Source organism: Bifidobacterium asteroides (genome assembly GCF_003202695.1).
Taxonomy (GTDB): domain Bacteria; phylum Actinomycetota; class Actinomycetes; order Actinomycetales; family Bifidobacteriaceae; genus Bombiscardovia; species Bombiscardovia asteroides_G.
Window position 1 is genome coordinate 37722 of sequence record NZ_QGLL01000001.1, and the last position, 14611, is coordinate 52332.

The following is a 14611-nucleotide window of genomic DNA, read 5'->3' on the forward strand; positions in this document are numbered from 1 at the left end:
GCGGATGGCTGGCTTTGGGCTGGCTGTCTGCTGTATTGTTTCGTCCGAGCCTATGTTGTTAGTGGGTTCGGGTCGATCGTTTTGTGATCGTTTAGTGTGATGATTTGTCGTCTGGCAGTTCGCAGTTGTTGTTGTCGTGGCATGGCCTGTGGTCGTGTTGTCGGCAAGGGCGCATGGTGGATGCCTTGGCAGACAGGACCGATGAAGGACGCGTGGGGCCGCGATAGGCCTCGGGGAGCCGCCGACAGGGCTTTGATCCGAGGGTGTCCGAATGGGGTAACCCGCCGGCTGTTATGGGCCGGCACCGCATTCGTGCGGGGGGTACGCAGGGAAGTGAAACATCTCAGTACCTGCAGGAAAGGATATTCCGTGAGTAGTGGCGAGCGAAAGCGGATGATGGCCAAACCGGTGCCGTGTCAGACCCGTCGGGGGTTGCGGCATGGGTGTTGTGGGACTTGGCGTCCGGGCTCCGACGGGCCCGGCGGCAGTGATAAAGCGGCGTGTGAGGCGAACGGGATTGAATTCCCGGCCGTAGAGGGTGATGGCCCCGTAGCCGAAGCCGCGCCGCCTGCCGGTTCTTGTTCCCAAGTAGCGCGGGACTCGTGGAATCCCGTGTGAATCGGCCCCGACCGTGGGGTAAGCCTGAATATTCCTGTCTGACCGATAGCGTACGAGTACCGTGAGGGAAAGGTGAAAAGCACCCCGGGAGGGGAGTGAAAGAGTTTCTGAAACCGTGTGCCTACAATCCGTCGGAGCCTTTCGGGGTGACGGCGTGCCTATCGAAAAATGAGTCTGCGAGTCAGTGGTGCGTGGCGAGGCTAACCCGTGTGGGGCAGCCGTAGCGAAAGCGAGTCCGATAAGGGCGTTCCAGTCGCGTGTCCTGGACCCGAAGCGGGATGATCTAGCCCTGGGCAGGTTGAAGCGCGGGTAAGACCGCGTGGAGGACCGAACGGACCTGGGTTGAAAACCGGGCCGATGACCTGGGGCTAGGGGTGAAAGGCCAATCAAATTCCGTGATAGCTGGTTCTCTCCGAAATGCATTTCGGTGCAGCGTCGCGTGAGTGCCTCCATGGGGTAGAGCTACTGGATGCTTGAGGGCCCGTATCGGGTACCGACAGCAGCCAAACTCCGAATACGTGCGAGGTGTATCGCGGCAGTGAGTCGGCGGGGGATAAGCTCCGTCGTCGAGAGGGAGACAGCCCAGATCGTCGTCTAAGGTCCCTAAGCGCGTGCTAAGTGGGAAAGGATGTGGAGTCGCATAGACAGCCAGGAGGTTGGCTCAGAAGCAGCCATCCTTGAAAGAGTGCGTAACAGCTCACTGGTCTAGTGGTTCCGCGCCGATAATGTAGCGGGGCTCAAGCACGCCACCGAAGACGCGGCAGCGCAGTTTGCTGTGCTGGGTAGGAGAGCGTTCCGCGTGGGGCGAAGCGGCGGCGTGAGCCGGCCGTGGACCGCGTGGAAGTGAGAATGCAGACATGAGTAGCGAGAGGCGGGTGAGAATCCCGTCCGCTGGATGACCAAGGGTTCCGGGGCCACGTTCGTCGTCCCCGGGTGAGTCGGGTCCTAAGGCGAGGCCGACAGGCGTAGTCGAATGGATGAAGGAGTCGATATTCTCCTACCGGCGTCAAGCCGTCCAATCCAAGACGCGGAAGCATGCCCTTACCTGCTTCGGAGGCTGGTCTTCGGACCTGCCGATGTGGCGGGACCGGCGTGTGGATGCGTGGCGGGTAGCGCAGGAGTGACACGGAACGGGAGCCGGGCCGCGGTGGTGGTTATCCGTGGTCAAGCATGCGGCGCGTCGGGCAGGCAAATCCGCCCGGCATGAGCGCGAGGTGTGATGATGGGGGGTCTTGTGCCCCGAATCCGGTGTGCCGTTCCGTCGAGAAAAGCTTCGGCGTGAGGAGTGGCGCCGCCCGTACCCTAAACCGACACTGGTGGTCAGGTAGAGTATACCAAAGCGATCGAGCGAATCCTGGTCAAGGAACTCGGCAAATCACTCCCGTGCCTTCGGTATAAGGGAGGCCCCTGCCGGTGAGGCGCCTTGCGCGCGGAGCCGGTGGGGGCGGCACAGACCAGGGGGTAGCGACTGTTTACCAAAAACACAGGTGCATGCGAAGACGTAAGTCGCTGTATATGCACTGACGCCTGCCCGGTGCCGGAAGGTTAAGAGGATCCGTCATCCCCTTCGGGGGGGCAGCGGTGAATTCAAGCCCCGGTAAACGGCGGTGGTAACTATAACCATCCTAAGGTAGCGAAATTCCTTGTCGGGTAAGTTCCGACCTGCACGAATGGCGTAACGACTTCCCCACTGTCTCGACCAGGAGCTCGGCGAAATTGCAGTACGAGTAAAGATGCTCGTTAAGCGCAGAAGGACGAAAAGACCCCGGGACCTTTACTATACCTTGGTATTGGCGTTAGGTGCGGACTGTGTAGCATAGGCGGGAGGCTTCGAAGCGGGTGCGCCAGCATCCGTGGAGCCGCAATGTGAAATACCGCTCTGTCCTCATCTGGCCTCTAACCTCGGCCGGTCATCCCGGCCAGGGACAGTGCCTGGCGGGTAGTTTAACTGGGGCGGTTGCCTCCCAAAGAGTAACGGAGGCGCCCAAGGGTTCCCTCAGCCCGGTTGGCAATCGGGTGTTGAGTGCAATCGCACAAGGGAGCTTGACTGCGAGACCGACGGGTCGAGCAGGGACGAAAGTCGGAGATAGTGATCCGGTGCCGGCGTACGGACGCGGCATCGCTCAACGGATAAAAGGTACCCCGGGGATAACAGGCTGATCATCCCCAAGAGTCCATATCGACGGGATGGTTTGGCACCTCGATGTCGGCTCGTCGCATCCTGGGGCTGGAGCAGGTCCCAAGGGTTCGGCCGTTCGCCGATTAAAGCGGCACGCGAGCTGGGTTCAGAACGTCGTGAGACAGTTTGGTCTCTATCCTCTGCGCTCGTTGGAATCTTGAGGAGCCCTGCCCATAGTACGAGAGGACCTGGGTGGACGAACCTCTGGTATGCCGGTTGTCGCGCCAGCGGCACGGCCGGTTGGCTACGTTCGGATGGGATAACCGCTGAAAGCATCTAAGCGGGAAGCCCCCTCCAAGATAAGGATTCCATGAAGCCCTACGGCTTCTGAAGACCCCATGCAGAACACATGGTCGATAGACCGGACGTGGACACCCCGCAAGGGGCGAAGCCGACCGGCACTAATGGTCGAAGACAACACAACAACCCGCCCCCGTAAGGGGCGGCGGCATCAACCCTGCTGCGCATCCTGCCTGCGGCAATGAGCACGAACATTCGCAGGCGATCGAAACGAAACACGCGTCCGCCATCCGGTCCCCAAGCCGCCAGAAGCCCCCGATCCTTGCAAGGGGATCGGCAGAATTGAAGATTCGCGGCGGTCATGGCCTGGGGGAGACGCCCGGTCCCATTCCGAACCCGGAAGCTAAGACCCAGCACGGCAATGGTACTGCACCCGGAAGAGTGTGGGAGAGTAGCACACCGCCGCCACAACACCTAACAAAGCCCTGGTTGAGATAGTTCTCAGCTAGGGCTTTTCTATTGCCTATTAAATCTAATTTTTATATAAACTTGAACTCTATATTGTCTACCGAATCCAGAATATGGACATTAATAAATAGTACTATCTGTGTATGTCATATCATAATATATGACAACATAATGAAGTGTTGTTTTCTTTATAGGGGTAGGTCATAGAAGCCCTGCTCAGTTAGGATGCGATATGGATAAATTCAAACAATTATCTAAGAATGAGTCCTATATGCAGAGTTCAATGGGTATTTTCATGTTCTTCTGCGCATGGGGTATATGGTGGTCTTTCTTCCAGCGCTGGCTGGTGGCCGACATACATCTTACTAACACAGAAGTCGGTCAGATTTATTCAATTAACTCCTTTGCATCACTCATAATAATGTTTATCTATGGCATTGCCCAAGATGAATTGGGCATCAAGCGCCATTTGGCTATATTTGTCTCTGCCGTGGCAGCATTAGTTGGGCCTTTCGTACAGTTTATCTACGCTCCGATGATTTCTGGACCTCATCGCTGGGCAGGCATAGTGATTGGGTCAATCGTGCTGTCTGCAGGATTCATGTCTGCATCGTCATTGATTGAAGCTATTACTGAGCGTTACAGTCGAAAGTTTAACTTCGAATATGGTCAGTCTCGTGCCTGGGGTTCTTTCGGCTATGCCATTGTGGCTCTAGTAGCCGGTTTCCTCTTCAACGTGAATCCTCTATACAATTTTTGGCTAGGCTCGATTTTTGGTTGCGGCATGCTTGCTGTATATATCTTCTGGCGGCCGCAGGAACAGAAGGAAGTGCTTAGACAAGAAGCTGATCCGAATTCGCCAAGGAGTACCCCAACGCTGAAAGAAATAACGGGGGTGCTGCGGATGCCGTCTCTGTGGCTCATGGTTGTCCTGATCATGTTCACCTATACTTTTTACACAGTCTTCGATCAGCAAATGTTCCCGACTTATTACACGAGTCTTTTTGCCTCACAGGCTACTGGGAATTCGACTTATGGGATTCTTAATTCCATTCAGGTCTTTTGCGAGTCGGCGATGATGGGCCTTGTTCCAATTCTAATGCGGAAAATTGGAGTAAGGAATTCGTTGCTCTTGGGAGCCACAGTGATGTTCGTACGAATAGGTCTTTGTGGTGTTTTCCACGATCCATACACCGTGTCCTGCGTCAAGATGCTGCATGCCATCGAGGTACCGTTGTTCAGTTTGCCTACCTTCCGTTACTTCACTCTTCACTTTGATACCAAGTTGTCAGCAACTCTCTACTTGGTTGGTTTCCACGTTGCATCAAAGATAGGTGAAAGCATCCTCTCCACTCCGCTTGGCATGCTTCATGATGCTGCCGGGGATCGTGTTACCTTCCTAATTATCGCCGCCATAGTACTGGTGGCCCTGATTTATGGTTACTTCATTCTCAAGAAGGATGACGTCGATGTAAATGGTGACCCTTTTATCCGGGATAGTAAAAACGCCAAGGGCATCGATGCCTGAGCTCTGCCTTGCTGTATCAACAGGCAATTTCAAAACCGCAATCAAATTAATTAACAGAAAGAAATAAAAATGGGTAGCACATACGAACCGGCTTTGCACCCGGTCAAGAATCATCAGGTAGAATTGTCCAAGGCCGAAGCCGGGGTCCATGCTTTGGCTGCCACCCGCAACGATCGCTGGTACCCGAAGTACCACATTGCATCAGATGGGGGTTGGATCAACGACCCCAACGGCTTATGCTATTATCGCGGCCGCTGGCATGTTTTCTATCAACTTCATCCTTATGGAACTCAGTGGGGACCAATGCACTGGGGCCACGTTTCCAGTGCTGACATGGTTACTTGGCGCCGGGAGCCCATCGCCATGGCACCGAGCCTGGAAGAGGAGCGCAACGGAGTGTATTCGGGCTCAGCTGTGGTAGGTGACGATGGCAAGCTACGCTTCTACTACACGGCTAATCGTTGGGTGAACGGCAAGGACCGGAGCGGTGGCCAATGGCAGGTGCAGATGTTGGCCGAAGCTGTGGATGACGATGCCCGAGAGCTGCTGAAGCGAGGCATGATCATTGACTGTCCTCGAGAGAAGGTGGACTCGCACTTTCGTGATCCCAAGGTTTGGAAACAGGATGGGGTCTGGTATTTAGTGCATGGCGTCAGTTCAGCAGACAAGCGCGGCCAGCTTTGGCTCTACCATTCTCAGGACATGGAGGAGTGGACCTTTGATCAGGTACTGTTCGAGTGCCCGGATGAAGACGTGTTCATGTTGGAATGCCCTGATTTCTTCCCACTGAAGACTCCTGGCGACCAGGAAAAGTGGATTATGGTTTGTTCCGCCATGGGTGCACAGCCAAAAGGCTATATGAACCGGAATACCAGTAATGCCTGCTACATGATTGGCAGCTGGAAGCCTGGTGAACGTTTCCAGCCGGAGACAGAGCTCAAACCTTTGGACTGGGGTCAGAATTACTATGCACCACAGTCATTCCTAGCTCCGGACGGACGTAGGATCATGTATGGGTGGATGCGTCCTTTCACTCCACCGATTCCCATGGAGCGTGATGGCTGGTGCGGACAGCTGACGCTTCCACGTGAAGTTTTCCTGGGCGATGATGGAGATTTGCACACGGTACCAGTAGAGGAGATCGACCATCTGCGAATCAACGATAACGACCTGGGCGGTTCGACTCTCGCAACCAATGAGGAGAGAATACTCCTGGATGATGCCGAGGCAGAAGAGGTCGAATTGACCATCGACCTGAAAAGGTCTACAGCTGAGCGTTGCGGACTGAAAGTGCACGCAACTGAGGACGGATCCTTTGTATTCGTGGGTTATGATGACCAAAGCCGACGTGTCGTCGTAGATAGGATGGCAGTGTCCAGAGGCGATCGAGGCTATCGGTCCGCACCGCTTACGTCAGAGGAGCTGGCCTCCGGCAAGCTTGACCTTCATGTGTATATAGATCGCGGATCAATCGAAGTATTCATCAATAATGGCCGACAAGCGATCAGCGTATATAACTATCCGTCAGCCGGGCTGCGCTCGCTAAAGCTGGTGAGCGAATCTGGCGATATGCAGTTAGAGAGACTACAGATGCATCAGATAAGGGGAATAGGGCTCGAGTAAAGCAGTGTGGTTGATGAAGATTAAGGTGTAGTCTCCACAGAAACAAATGGGGAGGGGCCAGCCTTGCGGCAAGTGATGCTGCAGAGCCGGCCCTTCATCGAATTGGAGGGTTAGAAGAGCCCATTGTCATTACGGGACTGAATGTCTTCCACATTGTGTTCGATGATGTCCCAATGCTCAGCCAGCTGGCCGTCCTGCAGCCGGTAGATGTCGCAAACCTTGTTGACATGGCCGTTCTGTAGCGTGCACTTGAAGAAGACGTAGACCATGTCGCCCTCCCCGTTCAGTCTGATGATGTCGATTTGCGGTCCCAGAGCCAGAAACCCCTTGATGAACTCCAGGAATCCCGTTTTCCCGTCAGCACATGTGGGGTTGTGCTGGATGTAGTCGTCTCGCATGAACCTGTCGATATTGCTGGTATCTCCCCGGCTGAAAACCTGATCGTAGAATTCCTGCACCAGGGACTTGTTGGCTGCTGTCTTATCCTCGCTCATCATGTACCTCTGCTTTCTGTCTGTACATAGGTTTTCGAGTCTTTTCATGATAGAAGTCTTCGCTCAGGCTCGTAAGAGCGTCTGAGATCACGGTCGGCTGGTGGATGGTGGCCGACGGGAGGCTCTCAGGCCTTGAAGTGACGCTCGTCGTTCATAGTGGCGAAATTCAGGCCGATCAGAATGCCGCCGCCTATATAATTGCCCAGCATGGCCACCAGAACAACCAGGATTGCCTTCCAGGCGTTGACCCGCCCGAAGACGCCCAGGATGAGGAAGAGGGCCGAATCCGCTATCGAATGCTCGAACCCGCAGAAGGCGAAGACGAAGACGGCCACGACCATGATGATGCACTTGGTGAAGTCGTTGGAAAGCTTGCCGTTATAGACCATAAGCATGGCGATGTTGATGCAGAAGTTGCACAGGATGCCCCGCACGAACAGGTCGGCGAAGCCCATAGGGCCGCCGGAGACGTAGCCGGTCTTGGTCGCCGCGGCCGCCAGCATCTGGTCCAGGGTCGGACCGCTGACGATGGATGAGAAGCGCAGGATGACGGCCACAATCAGAGCTCCGGCCAGGTTGCCCAGAAGGCAAAGAACCAGGATTCGCAGAGATGCCAGCCAGCCCAGGCGCTTATGATAGGCGCCTATAGTGACCACCATCATGTTGGAGGTCAACAGTTCGGAGTTGGTGTAGTAGATCAGGACCAAGGCCCAGCCGAATGTGGTTGCTGCCAGGACCCGGCCTGCCAGGATCAGGCCGTGGTCGGCGGGATTCTGGCCGGCCTGGCCCATGATGACGAAGAAGGCCGTGAAGAAGATACCCACAAAGAGGCCGGCCATGGTGGCTCGCTGCATGTACTTGCCGGTCAGGGCGCCGCTCATGGTCTTCTTGCTCTCGACCACATCCAGGACGGTGCTGATGAAGGCCCGTCCGGGGAAGAGGGGCTGTCTGTTCTTTTGATCTGTTATCTGATTGGGTTGCTCATTCACGGGGTTCATTATGGCATTCCCGAGTAAAGAGGGGCCGCCCTTAGGGGCCTACTGTGCGGGAATTCACTACTTTTGCCAGTGTCGCTCAGCTTCACTCGGTGCGCAGAGCGGTGGCGGGATCCTGCTTGGCCGCCTTACGTGAGGGGATCAGGCCGCCGATCAGGGTCAGGATCACGCTCAGAATAACCAAAGCAATCCCTCCTGAGGCAGGCAGGGCCGCATTCACCTCGGTGGTACCCATGAAGTGGTGCATGATGCTGTTGGCCGGAATGATCAGCAGCAGGGTGATGCCCACCCCCAGCAGGCCCGCCAGAAGCCCGATGAGGCCGGTTTCGGCGTTGAAGACATTGGAGACGTTGCGCTTGGAGGCGCCCATGGCGCGCAGGATGCCGATCTCCTTGGTCCGCTCCAGAACCGATATATAGGTGATGATGCCGATCATGATGGAGGAGACCACCAGCGATACTCCGACGAAGGCTATCAGCACGTAGGTGATGACGTTGATGATGGTGGTGACCGAATTCATCATCAGGCCGACGTAGTCGGTATAGACGATCCTATTCTTTTCTGCTGCCTTGTCGTTGTAGTGCTTGATGGAGTCGCCTACGGAATTCTTGTTCTCGAAGCTGTCCGTGTAGATGCTGATGCGGGAGGGGGCATCCCGGGAGATCAGGCCGAAGTCGCTCAGGTTGTCGGCGTAGGTGCCTGTAGAGACGTATTGGTTGTATATGGCGACCAGGGCGTCCTGTGGGGCGGTGGCGATGTACTGGTCGAAGGCCTGGGCAGTCTGTTGCTCAGCTGATGCTCCTGTGGGGATGCCTGCAGAACCTTGGGCTCTTGCAGCGGCTCCTGCCCGGCCCTGGGCTTCCTGCCCGGCCATAGCTGCTGAACCTTTCATGATCTCCTGGGCCATGCTGGCTTTCTGGCTGACGCCCAGGGATGCGATGTAGGCCTTGGCATCATTGGCCTTTGCGGCATCGTCGGCAGGCGCGAAGGCCATCCCGTTGAGGACGCTGTGGCCCTGATCGGCTTCCTGGTCGGTGACGATGGGGCTGGTCTTGGCTTGGTCGATCAGGTAGTCGGTCAGCTGGCGGGTATACCCGACGCCTACCTTGAGGGGCGTGGCCTTGGCCCCCTGGTTGGGGCGGACGATGCCGACGATGTGCAGCTGCAGGCCCTGGTCGGCGGCCTTGGTCATCTGGTCGGTGCTGTCGCCGATGTAGTGGTAGTGGCCGTCGGTCCCCTTGGCATATTGGCTCGCGGCGGGCACCAGGGAGAGCTTCTGGTCCATGGCCTTGGCGTATTCGATGGGCTTGGTGTCGACCTTGACCTTCTGACCGCTGTTGAGTTTGTTCATCATGTCGGTGTACTGGCTGGAGGGGAGGATGCCCAGCTTGTAGAGGCTGGTGACGGGCATCTGGTTGTTCTTGTCCAGCACCAGGACCACCTGATCCTTGGCCTTGGGCCAGGTGCCATTCACCACCTGATAGTTGTCGGTCACCACCTTGCTGATGGTGGTCTTGGCATCGGCCCCTGGCATGATCTCGCCGAAGATCTCCGGGGCCTTGTTCTTCTCGGTCTTGCCGGTCAGGTAGGACATCTGCATGGATTGGATGTCGCCCATGTCGCTGTCGGTGTTGGCCGTGGCCATTTGGCTGGCGGTGGAGCTGGCATTGTCCTGCCCGCTCATGGTCACATTGTCCGCAGAGACCAGCTTGCCATCCGGGTCGTGCTCGAACACCGAGAACTTGGTGGCATAGGAGTACTGGATGCCCACGGATCCCACGTATTGATGAATCTCGCTCTTGGGATTGTCCAGGTATTTTTTGAAGTCTGTCAGATTGTTCTGGGTGATGCTGCTGGTCAGGCTGGAGGCCCCCTTGATGCTGGAGTCGTCCGGCTGGATGGCCTTGAGATCCTTGTGAGCCTTGGCCTCCTTCTGGGATTCCTGGGCAGAGTCCACTATCTTGTTCAGATCGAAGGACTGCTCCTGAATGGTGATCGGGTAGGAGGTCATGGTCTCCCGCTGCACCTTGTCGATGTAGCGGTTGACCCCGGTGGACACTGACAGGATCAGGGCAATGCCGATGATGCCGATGGATCCGGCGAAGGAGGTCAGGGCAGTCCGCGCTTTTTTGGTCCGAAGATTGTTGAAGCTCAGTGACAGGGAGGTCAGCAATCCCATGGAGGCTTTGCCGAAGGTGCGGTGCCGGGCATCGCGGATGGGCACCTGGTCTTCGGGCAGGGGGTCGGAGTCGCTGATCACGGAGCCGTCGTGCAGCTCTACAATTCTGGTGGCGTACTGGTGGGCCAGCTCGGGGTTGTGGGTGACCATGACCACCAGCCTGTCTTGGGCCACCTCTTTGAGCAGGTCCATGATCTGGACAGAGGTCTCGGAGTCCAGGGCTCCGGTGGGCTCGTCGGCCAAGAGAATGCGAGGGTTGTTGACCAGGGCTCTGGCGATGGCCACCCGCTGCATCTGCCCGCCCGAGAGCTGATTGGGCCGCTTGTTCACGTGTTGGCCCAGTCCCACCTGCTCCAGGGCCTGCCTGGCCCGCTTCCGCCGCTCCTGCCGGTGCACGCCCGAGATGGTCAGGGCCAGCTCCACGTTGGATAGGATGCTCTGGTGGGGGATCAGGTTATAGCTCTGGAAGACGAATCCCACAGTGTGGTTGCGGTAGGAGTCCCAGTCCCGGTCCTTGTATTTCTTTGTGGAGGTGCCGTTGATGATCAGGTCGCCCTGGTCGTAGCGATCCAGCCCGCCGATGATGTTGAGCAGGGTGGTCTTGCCGGAGCCGGAGGGGCCCAGGATGGCAACGAACTCGTTGTCGCGCAGGTTGACGCTGACATCGTTCAAAGCTTGCTGGACGAAGTCCCCTGTTTTGTATTGTTTGGAGATGTGTTCGATCTGCAGCACCGTCGTCCTCCGCTTTCTGGATTCTCAATGGCATGGGCTCATGGACCCTTGAAGTGCCAGCTTACGCCATCAGCATGGGTAAATGCCGATATGGCCTAGTCCACCGACTTGAGAGCCTCCAGCATGTCCACATGCTTGAGCTTATTGTTGACCATCCAGCCTAGGCCGGCCGTGATGACGGTAATCATGACCAAGGGCACGACGAAAGCCACCCAGCTGATGGAGGGGTCAAAGAGGACGTTGTCCGGCGGAACGGTGGTGATGATGTAGTGGTGCAGCCAGGCCCCGAATCCGTACCCGGCCAGGACGCCGATGGCCGACAGGAGGATGGTCTCCCGGTAGATGTACATGGTCACCTCGCGATCGTAGAAGCCCAGCACCTTGATGGTGCTCAGCTCGCGAATCCGCTCCTCCACGTTCAGATTGGTCAGGTTGTAGAGGATGACCAGGGCCAGCAGGGTCGCCACGATGATCAGTACCTGCATGATCATGTTCAGGGACCTGACCACGGTGTCGATCTGGCTCATCAGGGTCGTGTTCTGCACCACCCCCTGGATTCCGTCGATGCGCATGAAGGAGGCAGCCTGCCTTCTGGTGTTCTCGGCGCTGGAGTCCTTGAAGGTGACCAGATGGGCGTTGGGCGAGAAGTCCTTATGGAAGACGGTCCTATAGGTCGATGGGCTCATGAAGGCGAAGTGCCCCAGGTACATCTCGCAGATGCCGTCCACCCGCATGGTCCTGTCCCTGCCGCCTGAATCCTGCAGGGTGATCCTGTCGCCAACCTTGGTCCCCGTCAGCTGAGCGATCCGCTCGGAGAGGATTACACCGTCGCCCTTGAGGCTCAGGGGCTTGTGCCCAGACCGGGTGTCCATGCGGATGAAGCCGTCCAGGTGGTCCGCGCTGGCCGGCGCGATCATGGTGATGGACTGCTTGTCGGCGTTGTGCCCGGCTGTCTTGTTCATCTCCTCGTAGCGCACGTTCAGAGAGCGGCTCACATCGGGCTTTTCCAGCTGTTTTTTGATGGATTGGCGCTGGTCGGTGGTGGCCTGGCTGTTCTCGGCAGCGATCAGGTCATAGCGGATCACCTGGCCGAACTGGTGCTCGTTGATGGCCGAGATGGACCCCTGCACGCCGAATCCGGCCATCAGGAGGGCCACTGACCCGCAGACCCCGAAAATGGTCATCAGCATCCGCTGCTTGTAGCGGAAGATGTTCCGGGCGGTGACCTTGTGGGTGAAGTTGAGTCCGTTCCAGATCAGGGGGATGCGCTCCAGGAAGATCTTCGAACCGGCGCTGGGCGGCTTGGGCAGGAGGAGGGCCGACGGCTTCTCGCGCAGCTCTCGCCAGGCGCTCAGGAAAGCCGGAACTACGGCGCTCAGGAAGGCCAGCAGGCAGGCCAGAAGGGTGATAGGCAGGTGGAAGCCGTAGCGGATGGGTGGCATATCGAAGGCATGGGCATAGGCCTGGTAGACGATCCAGGGCAGGAGGGTGTGGCCCGCGATGATGCCTAGAAGAGCGCCCAGGGCCGAGGCCGCGCCACCGTAAACCAGGAACTTGGCCATGACATCCCGATCTCTGTAGCCCAGGGCCTTGAGCGTTCCGGCGTTGATCCGCTCCTCGTCCACGAAGCGCGTCATGGTCGTGAAGGTGACCAGGGCAGCCACCAGGTACATGAAGTAGGGGAAGATCCTGGCCAGCGAGTCCACAATGAAGGAGACGGAAGCGTAGACCTTGTAGCCCTCTGAGCCGGGCGCTTCACGGCGTGAGTCCAGGGCGTAGACCGGCTTTTCCAGTCGGCTCAGCTGATCGGCCGCCTTATTCAGCTTTTTCTGGGAGTCGTCGATCTTCTTCTGGGCGTCAGGGCTCTCCCTGTTGAACTTGTCCAGTTTGGTCTGGTATTCCGCGGTTTTCTGGTCCAGAGTGGCCTGGGCTTGGTCGATCTGCTCCTGGGCCAAGGTGCGGCTGCTAGCCAGCTGTTGCCGGGCTTGGTTCAGTTTGGCCTTGCCCTGGGCCAACTGGGCTGAGCCCTGATCAAGTTGTGCCTTGCCCTGGGCCAGTTGGCGCTCGCCCTCATCCACCTTGGCTCTTGCCTGGTTCAGTTCCTGGCGCTTTGTATCCAGGGTCTGCTGGTTGGCCGCAACCTGTGCCATGCCGGGGGCGTACTGGTTGGTCATAAAGGCATCGCGGCCTGTCTTGGCCTTGGCTGCCAGGGCATCAATCTGCGGTGCCTGCTGGTTGAGCTCGGCCAGCTGGGCCTGAAGCTCGGCCTTTTTGCGGTTGAGCTCGTCCTGCTGCTGGGAGGTCAGCCCGGGCGTGGCCAGCTGAGCGTCAATGGTCTGAATGAGGCCGGTGACCTGTGCAATGCCCTGTCTGCATTGCTTCTGCGCTTCCTGGGCCTGGGCTACGGCTTGGTCAGCCTGGGCCTTGCCGCCCTCCAGCTGCTGACGGGAACTATCGAGCTTGGCCTGTCCCTGGTCGATGGCCTGCTGTCCCTGATCGGCTTGCTGTCTGCCCTGGGTCAATTGACTGGCGGAGGACTGGTATTGCTTCTGCTCTCGGTCCAGTTCAGCCGAGCTTAGGTCCATTTCCTGCTGCCCTCGGTCGATGGCCGCCTGGGCCTGCTCTGTTTTGGCGGCTAGCTGGTTCTTGGCGGACTGGATGCTCTGGGCACCCTGGTCCAGATCCTTTTTGGCCTGGTCCAGCTGCTGCCGGTTCCCTTCGAGCTCCTCTCTGGACTGATCCACCTGGTCTTGCCCCTGGTCCAGCTTCTTCTTGAGAGGGGCCTTGATGGCGTTCAGTCTCGCGGTGGGGCGTACCGACAAAATCCTGTTCAGATCGTCCTTGTGGGTCTGCAGGGCCTGGATGTACTGGTCGGAATAGTGGTCCCTGATCCGGTCCAGGTCCTTGAAGGTCAGGCGGGCGATCATGTACTCGTCCGAATCGAAGGCCCCGGGCGTGGTCACAGCATAGGAGTCCAGGGACCCGGATCCAGCAGTGGAGGGGCCCATGTTGACCTTGCTCAGGATCTCGGTTGACCTGACTGTGCCCACCACGCGAAGCCTGTGGTGTCTCAGGACCTTCCTGCCCAGCTGGTCGGCCTTTTCGTCTACCTGGATGCTGCTGCCGATAGGGTGGCTTTCGGCCAGGGCGGTGTCGACCGCTATCTGGTCAGGCCTGGCCGGCATGGATCCTTCGACCAGCTCATAGGTGGAGATCCGGCCGGGGGCGGAGTAGATGCGCAGGCTCTCGTCGGTCCCCTTGAGCACCACATCCTTCAGATACCCGTATTCGATTCCCGAATTGCCAGGGGCGGTATCGATCGCATCCCGATCCTCCTGGTCCAGCCCGTAGCTGCTGATGACCATCAGGTCGGCCAGATGGTGGCTGGACAGGTAGGCGTTGCCGGCCTGCCGCATGTCCGGCCCGGTCACGCTCAGTCCGACCAGGGCGAAGGAGCCTAGCGCCACCAGGCAGACGATGGAGATGAACCGTCCCAGAGACTTGCGCAGGGAGACCCGGATGTCGTGCCAGAGCACCTTCCTGACGGGCTGCATC

Annotated in this window: 6 protein-coding genes and 2 rRNA genes; 4 read left to right on the forward strand and 4 right to left on the reverse strand. The window is 57.9% G+C overall.

The window, feature by feature from the left end; translation table 11 throughout:
* The first annotated feature begins 153 nt into the window (after nucleotides 1-153).
* The 4 genes from DKK75_RS00120 to DKK75_RS00135 all read left to right on the forward strand — a co-directional run bounded on the left by DKK75_RS00120 (nucleotide 154) and on the right by DKK75_RS00135 (nucleotide 6656).
* A 23S ribosomal RNA gene (locus DKK75_RS00120) occupies nucleotides 154-3221 on the forward strand.
* Between the two features lie 167 nt (nucleotides 3222-3388).
* A 5S ribosomal RNA gene (gene rrf, locus DKK75_RS00125) occupies nucleotides 3389-3505 on the forward strand.
* A gap of 232 nt (nucleotides 3506-3737) precedes the next feature.
* A complete protein-coding gene (locus tag DKK75_RS00130) occupies nucleotides 3738-5033 on the forward strand; it encodes an MFS transporter (protein ID WP_110451459.1) in 1296 nt (431 codons plus the stop codon).
* Between the two features lie 69 nt (nucleotides 5034-5102).
* Nucleotides 5103-6656, forward strand: coding sequence for a glycoside hydrolase family 32 protein (locus DKK75_RS00135; protein ID WP_110451460.1), 1554 nt, complete (start codon nucleotides 5103-5105; stop codon nucleotides 6654-6656).
* A gap of 110 nt (nucleotides 6657-6766) precedes the next feature.
* Here the strand turns inward: DKK75_RS00135 and DKK75_RS00140 are convergent, their stop codons facing one another.
* From DKK75_RS00140 to DKK75_RS00155, 4 genes are all read right to left on the reverse strand, one after another.
* Nucleotides 6767-7153, reverse strand: coding sequence for a nuclear transport factor 2 family protein (locus DKK75_RS00140; RefSeq protein WP_258333088.1), 387 nt, complete (start codon nucleotides 7151-7153; stop codon nucleotides 6767-6769).
* A 122-nt stretch (nucleotides 7154-7275) separates the two neighbouring features.
* Nucleotides 7276-8148 carry a formate/nitrite transporter family protein gene (locus tag DKK75_RS00145; protein WP_110451461.1) on the reverse strand — a complete coding sequence of 291 codons (873 nt, stop codon included), beginning with the start codon at nucleotides 8146-8148 and terminating at the stop codon, nucleotides 7276-7278.
* Nucleotides 8149-8230: 82 nt separating this feature from the next.
* Nucleotides 8231-11056: an ABC transporter ATP-binding protein/permease gene (locus tag DKK75_RS00150; protein ID WP_110451462.1), complete on the reverse strand. Its 2826-nt coding sequence runs from the start codon at nucleotides 11054-11056 to the stop codon at nucleotides 8231-8233.
* A gap of 95 nt (nucleotides 11057-11151) precedes the next feature.
* The gene (locus DKK75_RS00155) at nucleotides 11152-14610 is read right to left on the reverse strand and encodes an ABC transporter permease (protein WP_110451463.1); all 3459 of its coding nucleotides are present in this window, start codon (nucleotides 14608-14610) and stop codon (nucleotides 11152-11154) included.
* Nucleotide 14611: the final 1 nt, after the last annotated feature.